This is a genomic window from Methylosinus sp. LW3 (assembly GCF_000527115.1).
GTDB lineage: Bacteria > Pseudomonadota > Alphaproteobacteria > Rhizobiales > Beijerinckiaceae > Methylosinus.
This window is the reverse complement of sequence record NZ_AZUO01000002.1, coordinates 167,617-184,471: the sequence shown is the minus strand read 5'-3', so window position 1 is coordinate 184,471 and position 16,855 is coordinate 167,617. Positions and strand designations below refer to the sequence as shown.

At 64.9% G+C, this 16,855-nt stretch carries 14 protein-coding genes; 7 read left to right on the top strand and 7 right to left on the bottom strand.

Annotated features, from left to right (window positions below; all coding sequences use genetic code 11):
* Window positions 1-61: 61 nt before the first annotated feature.
* From METLW3_RS0120985 to METLW3_RS0120970, 4 genes are all read right to left on the bottom strand, one after another.
* Window positions 62-286, bottom strand: coding sequence for an MbtH family protein (locus METLW3_RS0120985; RefSeq protein ID WP_024881757.1), 225 nt, complete (start codon window positions 284-286; stop codon window positions 62-64).
* A 409-nt stretch (window positions 287-695) separates the two neighbouring features.
* Window positions 696-1,937, bottom strand: a complete 1,242-nt coding sequence (locus METLW3_RS0120980) for a PepSY-associated TM helix domain-containing protein (RefSeq protein ID WP_024881756.1) — start codon at window positions 1,935-1,937, stop codon at window positions 696-698.
* Between the two features lie 34 nt (window positions 1,938-1,971).
* On the bottom strand, window positions 1,972-4,215 hold the full coding sequence (locus METLW3_RS0120975; RefSeq protein ID WP_024881755.1) for a TonB-dependent siderophore receptor: 2,244 nt from the start codon (window positions 4,213-4,215) through the stop codon (window positions 1,972-1,974).
* Window positions 4,216-4,299: 84 nt separating this feature from the next.
* Complete coding sequence (locus METLW3_RS0120970) at window positions 4,300-4,719, bottom strand: hypothetical protein (protein ID WP_134188220.1); 420 nt, start codon at window positions 4,717-4,719, stop codon at window positions 4,300-4,302.
* A gap of 369 nt (window positions 4,720-5,088) precedes the next feature.
* Here METLW3_RS0120970 and METLW3_RS0120965 point away from each other — a divergent pair, with 369 nt between their 5' ends.
* Window positions 5,089-5,766, top strand: coding sequence for a response regulator transcription factor (locus METLW3_RS0120965; protein WP_024881753.1), 678 nt, complete (start codon window positions 5,089-5,091; stop codon window positions 5,764-5,766).
* Window positions 5,763-7,136, top strand: coding sequence for a HAMP domain-containing sensor histidine kinase (locus METLW3_RS0120960; RefSeq protein ID WP_024881752.1), 1,374 nt, complete (start codon window positions 5,763-5,765; stop codon window positions 7,134-7,136). The genes METLW3_RS0120965 and METLW3_RS0120960 overlap by 4 nt, the downstream gene beginning before the upstream one ends.
* A gap of 180 nt (window positions 7,137-7,316) precedes the next feature.
* Here the strand turns inward: METLW3_RS0120960 and METLW3_RS0120955 are convergent, their stop codons facing one another.
* The gene (locus tag METLW3_RS0120955) at window positions 7,317-8,393 is read right to left on the bottom strand and encodes an aminotransferase class III-fold pyridoxal phosphate-dependent enzyme (protein WP_024881751.1); all 1,077 of its coding nucleotides are present in this window, start codon (window positions 8,391-8,393) and stop codon (window positions 7,317-7,319) included.
* A 323-nt stretch (window positions 8,394-8,716) separates the two neighbouring features.
* Here METLW3_RS0120955 and METLW3_RS26080 point away from each other — a divergent pair, with 323 nt between their 5' ends.
* Window positions 8,717-9,346, top strand: coding sequence for a FecR family protein (locus METLW3_RS26080; protein ID WP_024881750.1), 630 nt, complete (start codon window positions 8,717-8,719; stop codon window positions 9,344-9,346).
* Window positions 9,347-9,355: 9 nt separating this feature from the next.
* Here METLW3_RS26080 and METLW3_RS26075 read toward each other — a convergent pair whose 3' ends face one another.
* Window positions 9,356-11,296 carry an adenylate/guanylate cyclase domain-containing protein gene (locus METLW3_RS26075; RefSeq protein ID WP_024881749.1) on the bottom strand — a complete coding sequence of 647 codons (1,941 nt, stop codon included), beginning with the start codon at window positions 11,294-11,296 and terminating at the stop codon, window positions 9,356-9,358.
* Between the two features lie 151 nt (window positions 11,297-11,447).
* Window positions 11,448-11,963, bottom strand: a complete 516-nt coding sequence (locus METLW3_RS0120940) for a YchJ family protein (protein WP_024881748.1) — start codon at window positions 11,961-11,963, stop codon at window positions 11,448-11,450.
* 512 nt (window positions 11,964-12,475) lie between these two features.
* Between METLW3_RS0120940 and METLW3_RS0120930 the strand changes: the two genes are divergently transcribed.
* The 4 genes from METLW3_RS0120930 to METLW3_RS0120915 all read left to right on the top strand — a co-directional run bounded on the left by METLW3_RS0120930 (window position 12,476) and on the right by METLW3_RS0120915 (window position 16,808).
* Window positions 12,476-12,685, top strand: a complete 210-nt coding sequence (locus METLW3_RS0120930; RefSeq protein WP_024881746.1) for a cold-shock protein — start codon at window positions 12,476-12,478, stop codon at window positions 12,683-12,685.
* Window positions 12,686-12,716: 31 nt separating this feature from the next.
* Window positions 12,717-13,064: a TIGR02300 family protein gene (locus METLW3_RS0120925; protein WP_024881745.1), complete on the top strand. Its 348-nt coding sequence runs from the start codon at window positions 12,717-12,719 to the stop codon at window positions 13,062-13,064.
* A 204-nt stretch (window positions 13,065-13,268) separates the two neighbouring features.
* On the top strand, window positions 13,269-15,011 hold the full coding sequence (locus METLW3_RS0120920; protein ID WP_024881744.1) for a DEAD/DEAH box helicase: 1,743 nt from the start codon (window positions 13,269-13,271) through the stop codon (window positions 15,009-15,011).
* Between the two features lie 285 nt (window positions 15,012-15,296).
* The gene (locus METLW3_RS0120915) at window positions 15,297-16,808 is read left to right on the top strand and encodes a diaminobutyrate--2-oxoglutarate transaminase (RefSeq protein ID WP_024881743.1); all 1,512 of its coding nucleotides are present in this window, start codon (window positions 15,297-15,299) and stop codon (window positions 16,806-16,808) included.
* The last annotated feature ends 47 nt before the right edge of the window (window positions 16,809-16,855 follow it).

Genomic DNA, 16,855 nt, shown 5'->3' with positions numbered 1-16,855 from the left:
CGCGCAATTCGCGCGTCGTCCCGAGGCGACCGTGCTCGTGACGATCGGCGACAGGACAGGCTCAGGACGCTTCCGACTGAGCTTCCGCCATTTGCCGGCGCAAGCTCAAAGGACGCATATCCGTCCACACCTCTTTGATGTAGGCGAGACACTCCGCTTTCGGGCCGGTTTTGCCGACGGCGCGCCAGCCGGCGGGAACAGGCTTGTAATCGGGCCAAATCGAATATTGTTCTTCGTGATTGATCACGACCGTGTAGGTCGTGCGATCCTCGTCGTCCCGATCCATGAGCAAGCTCCTCTCGATCCGAATTGTCGTTCGCCTGCAGCGCTCACAATGAGCTGCGCACGACGCGGCCGAAATATTCCACGAACAGAATTGGCTCCGACGACATCGCGCCTCTCTGTCGCAGTCTTGCAGAAGGCCGCAACCGCATTCGGTTCGTTCACTGAGTTAGACGGATCGGTCTCGCAAAACATGCCAACGAAATTTCAGAAATTGCTTTTCGGATGCGTGGGCTTCATCTCCGCCCAGCGGGGCTCGCCGAAAGCGTCAGCCGCTACGCGGCGGAAGACGCCAGCGCGCCGCGCATCGCCTCGCGCCAGAAAGCGCGCGCGCAGTTCGACTCAGTGCGTCGAAGGCGTTCTCGTCGGAGATCGGCTCGCGATTTCAGCTCGCGTAGCGCGCGCGAGGCTCGTTATTCCGAGGATCGGAGCGCAACCGATTTCGGCGCCTTGGCCGAGTCGCGTTGCGCATGAAGGCGGCGGGCTCTTCGCTTTTTCCACCAGATGTAGACGCCCGTCGCCGACAGCGCCGTGAGCGCGAGGCCGAGCGCACAGACAAAGAGCCTGTAAGGCATGCCGAAAATGCGCGCCATGTGAAGCGCGTAGAGCCAGCTCTCGATCGTATTGCCGATATGCTCGCCAGTGGGCTGCGACGCCTCGATCAAATGGCCATCGTCACCGTCGAACATCACCGACGTCGCCCCGCCTTTGGGCGAGCGCTCGAAGAGATCACGGCTGCCGCGGACCTCATAGAGATAGGCGTTCGCCTCTTCCAGATAGGAGAGCGCCAAGGCATTGCCGAAAGTAAAGCCGCGCAGGGCCGACTGCTCGGCGATGAGCCGCTCGCCGGCTCCCTGCGCCGCAGGCCAGTCGAGCGCCGGCGGCCGGTAGGCGCGTTGCGGCAAGGATAGGTAGAGATCGATCGACGAGCGGAAATCGAACAAAGTCCGCATCACCGGCTCGTAGACGAAGGGCCGCAAATTCATCATCACGCTCGACCAGGCGAAGACCAACAGCGCCGCCCATAGCCAGAGGCCGCCCGCGCGGTGGAGATCGAAGTTCAGGCGGTAGAAGCCGGCGTTGCGCTTGACGAGCCATGCCGGCTTCCAGCGCCGCAGAAAGGACTTCGTCGTGGGCGGAAGGGTCAGAAAGAAGGCCACGAAGCAATCGATCGTCCAGATCGTCGCCACGATCCCCAATATCAGCTGTCCGACGCCGCCGAGCATGAGGCGCCAGTGGAGATCGTAGATGAAGGGCATGAGATTGACGAGGCCTTCGGAGAGATCGGCGCGCCTACGTCGGCCGAGTTCCGCGCCGGTCCATGGATCCACGAAGAATTCCGTGAAGCCGAGATCATACGGCGCCTGCGTCCGAGAATTCTGCCGCGGCGCGAAGGAAATCGAGACCTGATCGGGCTCGGCGTAGGTCACGGAGGTCACACGGCCTCGAGGGACCTGCGCCTCGGCCCGAGACGCCAGAGCCGCGAGATCGAGCGGCGCCGCATCGGCTCTCGGCGTGGCGAAGAGCCGGGGCGCGAAAACGCGCTCCAGCTCCGTATTGAAGGCGAGCAGGCTGCCGGTCAGGCCGACGACGACGAGAAACGCCGCCATGGCGAGTCCGGCCCAGCGATGCAGAAAGACGAAAAAGCCACGCAAGGCCTCCCTCCTCTCCAGAGCCGAACGCCGCTCGTCACCACTGAAAATTCACTGATCCGATAAAGGTGCGCGGCGCGGCGTAATAGGCGGATTGAACGCGATCACTATATTCGAAATACCGTCGGTCGGTCAGATTCTTGATGTTCAATTGAAACTTGATCTTATGCCCTTCGATCACGGTGCGATAGGCGCCCATCGCATCCAGCTTGACATAGCCTGGGAGCTTCCATGTGTTGGCGTCCGTGCCCCAGCGATCGTCCGTGGCGTAGACGCCGCCTCCAAACTCCCAACCCTCCTGCACGCCCGGCGCCGTATCCCATTTCGCCCAGATATTTCCGACATGCGGCGCGACGCTGTTGAAGCGCTTGCCGGCGTTGCCATTGCCGAGATCGTCGACGATCTTCGCGGAATCGAACGTATAGCTGGCGATCACGCTCAGATTCTCGGTCAGATTTCCAGCCACGTCGACCTCGATTCCTCGACTGGCGACAGTGCCTGCGGCGCGGCTGAAGCTGGGGTTGACGGGATCCGGCTCCAGAACGTTTTTCTTGGTGATATCGAACAAGGAGACGCTCGTCGTCACCCTCCCATCGAGCCAGATCTTCTTGATCCCCGCCTCCCATTGCAGGGCTTCTTCTGGCGGGTATATGGTTCCGCCGCTCGACACGCCATTATTCGTGCCGAACGACCGGACATAGCTGCCGAATATCGATGTGTCGTCCGCGAGCTTGAACAAGACGCCGACGCGAGGCGATAGCTTCGGCTTATCGGCGAAGTGATCCAGCGGATAGGCGGTGCAAGCAGGGAAGCATGGCGCATCCGCCTCTCCATAGACATGCGAATAATTGACCTCGGCTTTGTCCCAACGGCCGCCGAGCAGGACGTGAATGCGATCGTCCCAGAAAGAAATCTGGTCCTGAGCATAGACGCCGAAGTCTCGCTCGCGGGATCGGAACAACGCATTTCCTCGTCCCGTATCGGCGAGATAATGCAAATAGCCGTTCAAATTGCCATAGGTCGGCGCATAGACGTTGAGCGGCAACGTCGGCGTGCCGGCGGCGTCGATGCCGAACGAGTCGTCCTGATAGGAATACCAGTCGACTCCGATCAAGGTTTTGTGCTTGATCGGTCCCGTCAGTATTTCGCCAGTCAAATCGAGATTGGTCGCGACGATGCGTCGCTGATACTGGTAATTGCTGAAAGTCCTCGCGACATTTACGCCGTCGAACCCGCCGTAAGAAAAGAAGCCGGTCTGATTTTCGTCATTCGTGACAAAATGGAAGCGATTGGTGATCTTCCATTTGTCGTCGAATTTGAAGGACCAGTCGTAACCGACGACGGTTCGATGCACGACATAGGGAAAGTCGCTCCACAGGGCAGGGTCGCCGACCGAGAAGCGCCTCGACAGATTCAGCGGACGATCGTTGAAGCCCGGAATGACCACGGGCCGACCATTGTCGTCGAAAAGCGTGTTGACGGGAACTTTGCCGAGCCCGTCCGGCTGCGACTGCTTCTTCTGATAATGCTCGACCTGAGTGTTGAACTCGAAGTTCTGAGTCGGCCTGAACGTCAGAAAGAGCGCCACCGCGCCATTGTCATGGTGCTCGAAATCGGTGAAAGAGTCGCCGTGATCATATGCGCCCATGACGCGGTAGAGCAGAGTTTTTTCGTCATTCGCGGGGCCGGTTATATCCACGGTGGTGCGCGACAATCCCCAGCTGCCGAACTTCGTCTCGGCCTCCGCCTTGAACTCCTCCTGGGGACGCTTGGTCACCACATTGACGAAGCCGCCGGGCTCGAGGCGCCCATAGAGCACGGAAGCCGGCCCTTTGACGATTTCGACCCGATCGGTGAAAGCGATCTCCTCCCCGCCGATGAGGCTCTGGAGCTTCAGACCATTGCGCCAGGTCGCAGGCATGTTGAAGCCGCGAATCATATAGCGGTCATAATAAGTGCCGGGCGACGATTGCACGCCGCTGACATTCTTGACGGCCTCCATCGTGCTCAGGGCCTGCTCGTCGACGATCACCTCATGCGGGATGATCTGCACCGACACCGGCGTGTCGAGCAGAGGCGCATCGGTCTTGGTGGCGCTGACGGCGGAAGACCGAGCGTAGCCGGTCTCCTTCGCCGCGGGTCCCAAGGCGCCGCGGACGGCAGACGGCTTGGCTTCCCCAGCGACATCGATTGTCGGGAGCGCCTCCTGTGCGCGGGCGGCGATAGAGGGAAGCAGAAGAACCAAGGCGGAGACGCCCCGCAAGAGGGTCGAGTCGATCATAGCTGAATTTCTCCTGGCGCGACGACATTGGCCGCGCGAAAGCCGAAAGGAACGAAGACGCGGAGCTGCCGCGCCGATCGAACTTCAGGAGAACAGGGGCGGCGCGCGTGGCGACCAAGAGCTCGCCCAGCCGGTCGGGCGGCCGCCGCGCTTGTCGACCATGGGTCTAGGGCCGCGGCCCATCGCGCCGAAACCCGGCAATTCGGCGAGAAAGGCGCTGTCGAGGTCGAACGCCAGCCGCGCCGCGTCGCAGTCGCAGGCGCCGAAGAGCAGACAACAGGCCGGCTCCTCGGCCCGGACGGGGATGTGCGAATGAGGATTCGATTTTTGCGCGACGCAATCGATAGAGGGCGGCGATGCGCCGAGCTCGTGCGACATCGAATGCGGCGACACGCCGCCGATTGCGGCGAGGCTCTGGAGGACGAACGAGAGCGCCGCCAGGCTCATAAAGAGCCGATGGAGCCTCTGCGCCAATCCTTCCAGCCGGGTTCCAGCCGCCGTCATGGCGCGAAGCCTCCGCATCTCCATTTGTCGCCGCCCGCCGACTCGACGCCGATCAACCCCGGCAAAATACGGATAAATCCTCCCCTTAGTCTCACATCCGGCGCGGCGCGCCGAATATCGGCTCACTGTATCCTCCGAGCAACAGACCGCGTTTCGATCGACGGAGCCAGCCATTGATTTATCGTAAAGTTTTCGTTCAGATCAAAGTTGCTGCGGCCTCGACGTCCAGCCCGGCCGCGAACTAGAGCGTGACCCGATCCAATCGGCTCGGATCACATTCGAGATTCTCTATTCGGGAGCGAATTCTGATCGATCGAACGATCGGAGAGCGCTCTAGGAGAGTATTTTCCCCAGGGGAAGGGTGAGATCATGCGTATTCTCCTCGTCGAGGACGAGCCGGAGATGGGGCGACTGGTCGCCTCGCTCGTCGCGGAAGCCCAATTCATCGTCGATCGCAGCGGCTCGCTCGAGGAGACGATCGAAGCCGCGGCGAGGGCCAATTATGGTCTCATTCTGCTCGACCGGCGCCTGCCCGACGGCGACGGTCTGTCGATCGTCGCCGATTTGCGCAGGCTGCGGCCCGGCGTGCGGATCATAATGTTGACGGCGCTGGACTCGCTGGACGACACGATTTGCGGGCTGGACGCGGGCGCGGACGACTATCTCGCCAAGCCGTTCCGCGGCCCGGAGCTGATGGCTCGGATCCGGGCCTGCCTGAGGCGTCCTGGAGCCGAGCCGCAGCCTTCGCTCGCCGTCGCCAATCTCGCCCTGGACCTCGCCAGTCGCGAGGTGACGATCGCCGGCCGACCCGTCGGCTTGCATCGGCGCGAGCTCGCGCTGCTCGAAGCGCTGATGCGGCGCGCCGATCGTGTCATAGCGCGTGAAGCGTTGTTGGACGAGGTTTACGGCCTCGATGCCGAAATCCAGCCGCATACGCTCGACACTCTCGTCTGGCGATTGCGCAAGCGGCTCGAATCCTTCGGCGCCGGCGTCACGATTCATCTCGCGCGCGGCATCGGCTATATGCTGACGGAATCGGCGCGATGAGCAGAGGCCCTTCGCTGGCGTTGCGGGCGGCTGCCTATCTCTTGGCCGCGCAGCTCGTCGCGGTCGGCGGGGGCTGGATCTGCGCGCTCGTTCTCGGCCTCTTCGGGCTGGAGGATTTTGCGACCTCGCTCGATGAGATCGCCTATCCACGCACACGCGAGCTGATCATGGCGTCTATCGAACGCGGCGCAGATGGGGCGCTACGAGTCGAGCCCACACAGGCGCTACTCGCCGAATTGGCGCGCAACCCAAAGTTGAAATATGCGGTGTTCGAGCCGATAGAGATGCGGCCCGCCCCAGGTTCCTCGCCCGAGCTCGTGACGGCTTTGACGAGCCTCCGCGCTCTTCATCCGAGCTGGGTTCATTTCTCGCTGGACCCGCATCAGCACGGCCGACCGACCGGTTATCTCCAATCGCGAGAGACGCCCTACGGCCCCGTGTCGATCGGCGTCCACGGCTTCACATTTCGTTGGCCGGATATATTTGTCTCGATGTTCTACGACGCCAAATGGATGAGCGCCTATTTCGGCCCCGCCATTCTCTTTTCCATTTTCACGAGCTGGTTCGCCGTGCGCCGCGGGCTCGCCCCGCTGCGCGACATCGCCGCCGAGGCCGCGCGGATCGACATGGACACGCTCGAACAACGTCTTCCCGACGCAACGACGCCCGCGGAAGTCCGGCCGCTGGTCGTCGCCTTCAATCAGGCGCTGGAGCGCCTCGACGCCGGAGCCGCGCGACTGCGCCGTTTCACCGCCAACGCCGCTCATGAATTGCGCACCCCTGTCGCGATTTTGACCGCGCGCCTCGACGCTCCGAAGCAGCCGAGCTTTCTCCTCGATCTGCAAGGCGACGCGCATCGCATTCGCAATATCGTCGAGCAATTGCTGGCGACGACCCGCCTGTCGGATAGCCCTGCCCGCTCGACAGAAGAGGTCGATCTCGTTGCCTCGAGCCGGCGCGTCGCCGCCGATGCGCTGCTGCTCGCTGTTCAGAATGGTCGCCAAATCGAATTCGATGCTCCCAATTCCGCTGTCTTTGTCCGCGGAAATCGCGCGGCCCTCGAGTCCGTTCTCTCCAATCTCGTCGACAACGCGCTACGCGCCGAGCCCGAAGGCGGATCTGTGATCGTCCGCGTCGGCGCCGACGCCATGGTCGAAGTCATCGACCATGGCGAAGGAATCGCGGAAGCGGATCGCGAGCTCATTTTCGAGCCGTTCTGGCGCAAGAGCGAGGCGCCGCCGGGAACGGGTCTCGGCCTGACGATCGCGAGAGAGCTGATGACGCGCCTCGGCGGCCAAATCGTCGTCGGCGACACCGAAGGCGGAGGCGCGACGTTCAAGCTCTCTTTTCGGCGGCTGCCGCAAGAGTGAGATGCGGCAAATTGCACCTCCGAGATATCGATGAAGGCCTCGCGCCGACCTCCGGTGAAGGCGCCGACGGATCGAGCCTCGCGCCTCGATCCGTTCGATAGCGACGCCCGATCCTTTGATTTCCGTCGCGCCGATCATCGCTCCGCATCATCGCAATTCCCGGCGCGATCGCGTCGGCTCTCATTGCGTCTCCCGCGCGCAAGCCGCGTCGATGATGGATACCGCCGCGTCGATTTCGCCTTCCTCGACCGTCAGCGGAGGAAATAGGCCGAGGAACGATCCCATGGCGCGGGTGAGGAGCCCGCGTTCGGCCAGCATCGCGCGCATCGGCTCCGCCTCTCCCGGACACGCAAGGCCCTGCAATAGGCCGATGCCGCTCAGCGCCGTGAACGCCCCGCGGCGCTTATAGAACAGCTCCGTGAGCCGGTCTTCGAGACGCCAGCCTCGATTCTGCACGCGTTCCAGAAAGCCGGGAGCCGCCAGCATATCCATAAAAGCGCGCCCGCTCACGAGCGTCGACCGATCGACGAGAGGCGGGTGGCCCGGCGCTCCGCGCGCCAATCTTTGGGTGACGACCAGCGCCGCCAGCGGCGGGGCGTTCGCCGGCCGATGGAGGGCGACCATCACGTCCGGGGTCACGCCGGTCCATTCATGCGCCCACAGCATGCCCGAGCGCCCGAAGCCGCACGAACTTTCGTCATAAGCGAGGACGAGTCCATATTCGTCCGCGGTCTCGCGCAGTCGCGCGAGCTGCCCTCCCGGAACGATTTCGAAACCGGATTTCGTCCTCACCGGAGCGATCAGTATTCCAGCCGTCCGATTGTCGATTTCCGTGGCCAATGCGCCCGGATCGTCCGTTTGGAGCAGCACGACATCGCCATCGGCTTCCAAGCCGGGGGGCAAGCCTGCCGCTCCGTCCGAGGCTCCGACGCAAACGATGAGCCGGCGTCGCTTCGGGCGGCCGACGATCCGATGGTGACGCCGCGTCATCTCGACTGCGTAGCGCCAAGCCTCCGCCTCGGACTGAAACAAGAAGACGCGATCGCCAAAAGAAAGTGGCGTGATCTGGGCGCAGAGCGCGTCGGAGAGCGCGGCTGCCTCCAGTGGCTCGTCCGATAAATCAGCTGAGTCTTCGCAATTCTCGGGCGCAGCGCCGGAAAAGTCGAGCGGAGTCGCCGCCGCAGGCCCGTCACTGCCGATGACAGGCTCGATTTGGTCATTGGGCTCATTGGCCGGATCTGACGATGCGCCTGACATGTTCCGCTGTTCGAGGGCGAGGCTGCGCGCTTTCGAGGCGTCGCGCCCGGTTCCAGTCGTAATTCCGCAAGCAAGGATAGAGCCACAGGCCCCGTCGCCGGACAAAGTCGGCTTTACGATACAAACGCCCGACTGCCGCCGCTTCTCTCTCGCTTCGCAAAATGCTTATCGCAAGCCCCATTGGACCGAGCGACGAAGAAGACGGCGTCTCGGGCTGGCGATCTCATCGCGCGAGCGCCGCCGCCTTTCCCCAGAGCGCTGTCTCCGATGGGCTTGCGCCGCCAGCGTCGCCGCACCAAAGTGCGGCGAAAGGAAGCTGCGTCATGTCCAACCGTCACTTTGCTATCCTCGCCGCGGCCCTCGCCACGATCGGCTCCCTCGGGCTCGCACGCGCGGAGCCGGTCGGCTCTGTGGTCGCGGCGCGCGGGGAAGCCGCGCTGGAGCGAGCCGATGGGCGTTCGCCGGCGGAGGCGGGTGCGGCCGTCCTGCTGAACGATCGCGCCACCACCGGCGATGCGTCGCGGCTCGATCTCAAGCTCGGCGCGGCGACGCGCCTGCGGCTCGGCGCCAATGCGGTGCTGAAAGTCGACAAATTCGTTGGGAAATTATCCGCCCGGACCACTCTGGAAGAGGGGGCCGTTCTGATCGACCGCGCCAGCGGGGCCGAAAAAAGCTTCGACCTCGAGACGCCCTATGGGCTTTTGTCGGCGCGCGGCACGGTGTTTTTCGCCGGCCCCAGCCGGGGAGTGTTCGGCGTTTTCGTCCAGAAAGGCGCCGTCGACGTCGTCACGCGGTCGGGTTCCGTGCGGCTGACGGCCGGAGAGGGCGTCGATTTCCCGCCGCCTCGCGTGGTCTTCCTTCCCGGACTGCTCGACGCTGAGCCCTCGGAGCCGAGCCCGGTGACAAAATGGGGGGCAAAGCGCATCGAGGAGGCGCTGGAGTCCGTCCGCTGACGCGGCGCGTCACTCGCCCGCGAGCGTGAAGATCATCGTGTCCTCTGGCAGGCCTTTGAGCCGCAGCATGCCGAGCGGCGCCAAATCGCGCCGCGCCGCCGCAGCCGCCGCGCCCGGTCCGATGCAGATTTGCGAATCGAACTGCTTGTTCGCCTGCTCCAGCCGGGCCGCGACGATCACCGCATCGCCATAGGCCGTGTAGTTCAAGCGGCGCGCGCCGCCGACATCGCCGACGATCGCCGGCCCCGTCTCGACGCCGACTCGCGTGCGTCCGAAGCCCGCCTGCGCCGCCAGCGGCTCTTTGCGGAAGCTTTCCGAAAATTCGACGATCGCCGCGGCGCAGGCGATGGCGGCGTCGACGTGATCGGCGCGCTCCAGCGGCACGTTGAAAAAGGCGTGAATGGCGTCGCCGGTCACGCCGTCCACCATGCCGCCGTGATTGGTGACGATTCGCTCCAGGCCGCCGAGATAGACGTCGAGCAGGGCGATGAGGTCGCGCGGCGCGAGGCGGCGCGTCATGGGGGTGAAATTTTCGATATCGGTGAAAAGCGCCGTGATGACGCGCATCTCGCCCTTGCGCCGCAGACGCTCGGGGTGGGCGATGATCTCGCGCACCACATCGACAGACAGATATTGCTCGAATTTGCGCGAGATGAACGCCTTCATCTGGCGCGTGCGGGCGAAGGCCGCCGCCGCGGCCATATTGCCGGAGAGCAGGACGATGAGCGGAGGTCCGGCGGGATCGAGGACGATATTCTGAAAGATCAGCGCCGTCGCAGCGACGGCGATCCAGAACGCGGACAGGGCCGACTGCAGGGCGAAGGCCGTCATGGGGCCGACCCTCGCGGCGACGGCGGCGGCGACGGCGGCGAGGACGAGGGCCGCGCCGACTTCCATCGCGACCGCGTGCTTCGGGCGCAACGGAGCTATTCCGGCGAGGAGCTGCTCCGCCGCTTCGGCGTGGATCTGCACGCTGGGGGTCAGCGGGCCGAGCGGAGTCGGGCGCAGCGCTCCCGCCTGCGGCGCGCTGGCGCCGACAATGACCAATTGTCCCGCAAGCCGCTCGGGCGCGACGCGCCCTTCGAGAAGGTCGGCGGCAGAGAGCGTGCGCTGCGCCCAATGGGCGGGATCGGACCAGCGCAGGCGCAGCGCGCCGCCCTCGCCCAAAGGCGCGCGGCGCGCCCCAATCTCGAGCCGGCCGCCTTCGACAGAGAGCATGGCGACATTTTCGGCGACGCGGGTCGCCTCCAGCGCGAGGCCGGGAATGAGCCGATCGCCGACCGAGAACAGCAGCGGCGCCCTGCGCACCACCCCGCCCTCCTCACCGAACAGCGACGACACGCCGAGGCCCAGAGCCGAGGCCGCGAGCGGCTCGTGAGGCGTGAGCGCGCCGGCGATCGGCCGCGCGGATTGCGGTCCGGTCGGCTCTTCGGCCTGCACGAAATTGAACGCGGCCGGCGGCGCCGCGCCGCCCGCCAGCGCCGCCAGAATCGTCTGGCCACGCTCGAGCGTCTCGCCGAATTCGTGATCTGGATCCGGCGCCTGCGCGAGAATCGGCGCGAGCTCGGCGCGCAATTTCGGATCGGACACGCCCTCGATATGAGCGCGCAGGGAATGTCGATCGGATCTGTCGAAGAAAATGTCGAAAGCGAGCGCCGCGGGACGCCCGTCGAGAATGCGCGCCGCGAGCCGCGCCATGTCGTCGCGCGGAAGCGGCCAGCCGCCGGCGCGGACGACGGTCGCCGAGTCGATATCGACGACCAGCACGCCGGCGCGCCCTGTCTCACGCGGGGCGACCCGCTGTAGCGCGTCGATCGCGCGCTCGCGCAGCACGCTCGCGAATCCGTGGAGATCCGTGGCCGAGAGGGCTGCGAAGATCAGCGCGCCGACGCCGCCGACGACGGCCGGCGCCGTGAGAAGGCGTTTGAGCTGGCGTCGCCGGTCGATCATGCGATGCGGGCCTTTGACGCCGACTGAGGAAAGAGCGAGCGCCGACGCCTTTTGCTACAGCGCTGGCGCTAGGGTCAATCCGGCGTCGCCATGGCCGAGCCGGCGTTCGGCGCTCCCCCGAGAGCGAACGCCAAGCCGCCGCGGCGCGATCTCAGGTCGCCACGCCGCAGCATTTTTTGTATTTTTTGCCCGATCCGCAAGAACAAGGGTCATTGCGTCCCGGTCTCGGCTGCCGGATGACCGGCGCGCTCTTGCGGCCCGCGCCCTCGACGAAATACCAGCGCTGATCGGCTTCGTCGAAGCGAAACAGGGATTTCTCACGATGCGTGAGACGCAGGCCTTCCGAAATATAATGTGCGGTGAATTCCACATGGCCGGTGGCGTCGCCGGGCTGGCCCGCCTCCGTCGCTTCTATGTCGAGGCCGAGCCATTGCGATTTTTTCGACCAATCGGTGGCCGCCGCGCGGTGGAAGCTGGCCCGACGCTCGGGCGCGAGCGTATTCTCCAGATAATCGATGCGGCCGAGAACATAGGCCGTGTAGCGCGAGCGCATCAGCGCCTCGGCGGTCGGCGCGGGTTTCGCCCCTTCGACATGAGGGCCGCAGCAAGCGGAGAGGGGCGCCGGCTCGGCGTCCTGGGCGCGGCAGGGACAGGGCTGATCGGTCATTCGAGGACGGCTCATTTGTTTGCTCGGACGCGTTCCGATCGACGGAATTCGTGTCCGAAGAGAGAATCCAATGCGCTATTCATTTAGATTGCATAGCGAATTGGAAGTGGAATCTTGGCGCAGTAAGCAGCCTGTGTCTCGAGGTTCAACTGTTTTTTCAGCGCCTGATTCCCATCCCCCTGATGTTTGACAGGGACCAGGACGCGGCTCAGCAGCTCGAGGCGGCCGGCCCAGGGGCCGAGCTCGCGCGCAATCGCGTCTCGAAATAAAGCGCGCGAGGCGCATCCTGTGGCGACGCCAGCACGCGAGCCCCGCAAACATAGTCTCGCAGCGAAACCGCTCTGTTGCATTTTCGTCCCGACGCCCTATATCTCCTAAATCGAGTTTCGGCCGAACGAACGAGCTTTCCCGCCTTTTGGCGCGTCGGCGTGCGACTTTCCTCCCAGAGCTTCGATCTACATGCGACCGCGCGACCGCGGCCGCCCAGTCTTCGCGCGAGAGAAGGAAAACGCATGCAAACCGGTATCGTGAAGTGGTTCAACTCGCAGAAGGGCTTCGGCTTCATCCAGCCGGACTCCGGCAGCGCGGATGTGTTCGTCCACATCAGCGCGGTGGAGCGCGCAGGGCTTCGCGGCCTCGCCGAAGGCCAGAAGATTTCCTACGAGACCGTCATCGACAAGCGCAGCGGCAAATCTTCGGCCGACCAGCTGCAGGTCGCCTGAAGCCCGAATTCTCGACCAAGAGGAGAAGGCCGTGGCGAAAGCCGAACTTGGCGCGAAGCGCCGATGCCTGAGCTGTGGCGCCGCGTTTTTCGATCTCAATCGCGAGCCGATCACTTGTCCCAAATGCGCGGCGATCTTCCAAGTCGTGGAGCTGCCGCGCTCGCTTCCGCGGAGGGCTCCGTATCGCTCCATGGCCGGCGACGCGCGCATCGGCGACCAGCCTCCGAGCGACGCCATTTCATCGTCTGAAACGGAGACGGAAGCCGAGGCGGAAACAGAGACCGAGGAAGAGGTGGACGAAGACGCAGAAGCCGACGACAGCGTCCCGCCGCCGATCGACGACGACGACAAGATCGAGGAGATCGACGACCTCCTCTAGAACGCTATTCTCCGTTAGAACGCTATTCTCCGTTCGATCGGAAGCGCCATCTAGCGGGACGCGCGCGAAGCAAATAATATCGCGCCGACCAAGCTCGCTTCGGCGGCCCCGACCTTCCAACGAGCCGATGGCTCGACGAGACCCGTTCGAGCGCGTATCTCTCGCCCATTCTCTGCATCGCCCACTCGCCAGGCAAGCTCACCCGTGACCTTCCCGAACGCCCGCGCCCCGCTCGCCAAAGCCTTGGCGGAGCGCAATTACAATTCGCCCACGCCGGTTCAAGCGGCGGTGCTGTCCGCCGAAGCGCAAGACGGAGACATTCTCGTTTCCGCTCAGACCGGATCGGGAAAGACGGTCGCCTATGGCTTGGCCATCGCCTCGACGATTCTCGGCGAGGCGGATCGCCTGCCGGAGCCGCATGCGCCCCTCGCGCTCGTCGTCGCGCCGACGCGCGAGCTCGCCTTGCAGGTCGAGCGCGAGCTGGGCTGGCTCTACGAGCACGCCGCGGCGCGAATCGTCTCTTGCGTCGGCGGCATGGACGCGCGCCTCGAGCGCCGCAAATTGACGGAGGGCGCCCATATCGTCGTGGGAACGCCCGGACGTCTGCGCGATCACATAGAGCGTGGCGGGCTGGACACGACGCGCATCGTCGCGGTCATTCTCGACGAAGCCGACGAGATGCTCGATTTGGGCTTTCGGGAGGATCTCGAATTCATTCTCGAGGCGACGCCGCAGGATCGGCGCACGCTGCTCTTCTCGGCCACCATGCCGAAGGGCATTGCGGCTCTGGCCAAGCGTTATCAGCGCGACGCGCGGCGGATCGACGTGGCGCGCGGGGAGCGCGGTCACGGCGACATCGACTATCGCGCGGTTCGCGTCGCGCCGAAGGAGACGGAGCTCGCGACCGTCAATCTCTTGCGCTATTTCGAGGCGCCGACGGCGATCGTGTTCTGCAACACGCGCGAGTCTGTTCGCCATCTGCATGCGATCTTGCTCGAACGCGGTTTTGCGGCCGTGCTGTTGTCGGGCGAGCTCGGTCAGCACGAGCGCAACCACTCCATGCAGGCGCTTCGTGACGGGCGGGCGCGTGTCTGCATCGCCACCGACGTCGCGGCGCGCGGCATCGACCTGCCCAATCTCGATCTCGTCATTCACGCCGATCTGCCGCATGACGCGGAAGCGCTGCAGCACCGCAGCGGTCGCACCGGGCGCGCCGGGCGCAAGGGCGTCAGCGCGCTGCTGATCCCCTCCGCGAGACGCCAGCGCGCCGAGCGGCTGCTGCGAGACGCCGGCGTGCACGCATTTTGGAGCGGTCCGCCCTCCGCCGAGGAGATCTGCGAGCTCGATCGCAAACGCATGATGCGCGATCCGCTGCTGGCGGAGCCGCCGAGCGAGGAGGATTTCGAGGCGGCAAAGCTGCTTCTCGCGGAGCGATCGCCCGAGCAGCTCGGCGCAATGCTCGTTCGCCTCTATCGCGCACGGCTTCCCGCGACCGAAGCCGTCCTCGACCCCGGGCAGGAGCCCGATCGCCGGGAGCCCCGCGAGTCTCGGGATCGAGAGCCCCGCCCCTCCCGGGCGGCAGGCGCGCGGCCCGCCAAGGAGCCGCGTCCGTCCCGCCTGCCGGGCGGCGCCGTCTGGTTTCGTCTCGACATCGGCCGCGCGAAGAACGCCGATCCGAAATGGCTGCTGCCCATGCTCTGCCGCAAGGGAAATCTCATGCGGCAAGACATTGGCGCGATCCAGATCTTCGAGCATGAGACGCAGGTCGAGATCGCCGAGCCGGCGGCGGCGCAATTCGTCGTCGACATGCGCCGGCCGGGCGGCGACAATATTCGCGTGGATCGTCTGGACGGCTATTCCGAGCCGAGACACGTCAAGCCGCCGCGCAGAGACGCCCCGCCGAAGCATAAGCAGAAGCCGCGGCGGGAAAAGCAGCCGCGGGGCTGACGGCTTCGGCGTCTTTGCGCCTGCGTTCGGCGGGCGTGACTTTCTGACAGTCCGCCAGATGTCGACGCCCGCCCATCGATAGCCGCCGCACCCACTGCGCAAATATTTTCGTGACATTCGCCGCCGAGCAGCGACCGCAGGCTGCTCATCGTCGGCGCTCCCCCAGGGCGACGCGCGCGCAGAAAATTGTTTGGCGCCTTCGTCCGACCTCGCACGTCTTTGTCAGCAGGAATGCGTACGCCGACGGAATGGTCCGTCGTCGCGGGGGCGCCGATGGGGTGCACGATGTCCAAATCGTCAGATGCGTTTGCGAGCAGCCGCGCGCCGTCGACCGCGCCGACCGACCCGGAATTTTCGAATGCGAGCGTGCAGCTCGTCGATCGCCCTTCGGACGGCGAATTCCCGAGTTCCGGCGCCGAGAACCTCCATGCCGCATATCCGCTCTATAGCGCGTTCGGCAATCGCTATCTCGCGCGCCAGGCCGATATCGAATCCAATGCGAGGACCTATCCGCGAAGCCTGCCGATCGCCCTCAGAGCGGGCCGCGGCGTCATCGTGGAGGACACGGAAGGACGTGAATACATCGACTGTCTCGCGGGAGCGGGCGCCTTGGCTCTGGGCCACAATCATCCGGTTGTCGTCGAATCCATCCGCGCGACCTTGGCGGAGCAGGCGCCGTTCCAGACGCTCGATCTGCCGACGCCGCTGAAGGACCGGTTCATCCGCGAGCTGTTCGACAGTCTTCCGCCGACATTCGCAGAAGACTTCAAAATACAATTTTGCGGCCCCTCCGGCGCGGATGCGGTCGAGGCGGCTCTCAAGCTCGTCAAGACCGCGACCGGGCGGCGCGGCGTCGCATCGTTCCAGGGCGCCTATCATGGAATGACGCATGCGACCCTCGGCGTCACCGGCGAGCCGACTCCGCGAAGGGCCGTCGGCGGTCTCGGCGGCGAGGTGCAATTTCTTCCCTACCCTTCCGATTATCGCTGTCCCTTCGGACTCGGCGGGGAGGCCGGCTCGGACATTGGCGCGCGCTATATCGAGAATCTCCTCGAGGATCCGAACAGCGGCGTGCTGCCGCCCGCCGGCATGATACTCGAGGTCGTTCAAGGAGAGGGCGGCGTAAATCCGGCGCCGGACGACTGGCTGCGCAAGATTCGCGACATCACCAAGCGCCGCGGCATTCCTCTCATTCTCGACGAGGTGCAAACAGGTCTCGGACGCACCGGGCGCATGTATGCATGCGAGCATGCCGGAGTGACGCCGGATGTGCTCGTGCTGTCGAAAGCGATCGGCGGCGGGCTTCCGCTATCGGTCGTCGTCTATCATCGCGATCTGGATATATGGAAGGCCGGCGCGCATGCCGGGACGTTTCGCGGCAATCAGCTCGCCTTCGCATCGGGCGCCGCGACGATCCGCCATATCATGCGCGAAAGGCTCGATCTCAATGCGGAGACGATGGGCGCGCGTCTTCGGCGCGGACTGGCGTCGATCGCCGAAGACGCATCCTGCATCGCCGACATTCGCGGACGAGGCCTCATGGTCGGCGTGGAGATCGTCGACGACCGCGCGCCGGATGGAGCGATGCGGCCGGCGGCTCCGGAGACGGCGCGAAAAATCCAACACGAGTGCCTGCGTCGCGGCCTCATTCTCGAGCTCGGCGGCCGCTTCGCATCGGTTGTGCGCCTCCTGCCGCCACTCATCGTGAGCGACAGCGACATCGGCGCGATTCTCGACAGATTCGAGGCGGCGTTGAAGGCCGTCGAGCGAGGCTACGCTTCCTCCGCGAGTCGCTGAGCGCGCGTTCCGCTCAACGCAACGGGTGGTCGTCGTCGAGCGGCGGC

Excerpts from the sequence above, each read along its gene's own strand:
- METLW3_RS26075 (WP_024881749.1), bottom strand. The coding sequence starts at position 11,296 with ATGATCGACCGGCGACGCCAGCTCAAACGCCTTCTCACGGCGCCGGCC.
- METLW3_RS0120940 (WP_024881748.1), bottom strand. The coding sequence starts at position 11,963 with ATGACCGATCAGCCCTGTCCCTGCCGCGCCCAGGACGCCGAGCCGGCG.
- METLW3_RS0120970 (WP_134188220.1), bottom strand. The coding sequence starts at position 4,719 with ATGACGGCGGCTGGAACCCGGCTGGAAGGATTGGCGCAGAGGCTCCAT.
- METLW3_RS0120965 (WP_024881753.1), top strand. The coding sequence starts at position 5,089 with ATGCGTATTCTCCTCGTCGAGGACGAGCCGGAGATGGGGCGACTGGTC.
- METLW3_RS0120955 (WP_024881751.1), bottom strand. The coding sequence starts at position 8,393 with ATGTCAGGCGCATCGTCAGATCCGGCCAATGAGCCCAATGACCAAATC.
- METLW3_RS0120960 (WP_024881752.1), top strand. The coding sequence starts at position 5,763 with ATGAGCAGAGGCCCTTCGCTGGCGTTGCGGGCGGCTGCCTATCTCTTG.
- METLW3_RS0120985 (WP_024881757.1), bottom strand. The coding sequence starts at position 286 with ATGGATCGGGACGACGAGGATCGCACGACCTACACGGTCGTGATCAAT.
- METLW3_RS26080 (WP_024881750.1), top strand. The coding sequence starts at position 8,717 with ATGTCCAACCGTCACTTTGCTATCCTCGCCGCGGCCCTCGCCACGATC.
- METLW3_RS0120930 (WP_024881746.1), top strand. The coding sequence starts at position 12,476 with ATGCAAACCGGTATCGTGAAGTGGTTCAACTCGCAGAAGGGCTTCGGC.
- METLW3_RS0120975 (WP_024881755.1), bottom strand. The coding sequence starts at position 4,215 with ATGATCGACTCGACCCTCTTGCGGGGCGTCTCCGCCTTGGTTCTTCTG.
- METLW3_RS0120915 (WP_024881743.1), top strand. The coding sequence starts at position 15,297 with ATGTCCAAATCGTCAGATGCGTTTGCGAGCAGCCGCGCGCCGTCGACC.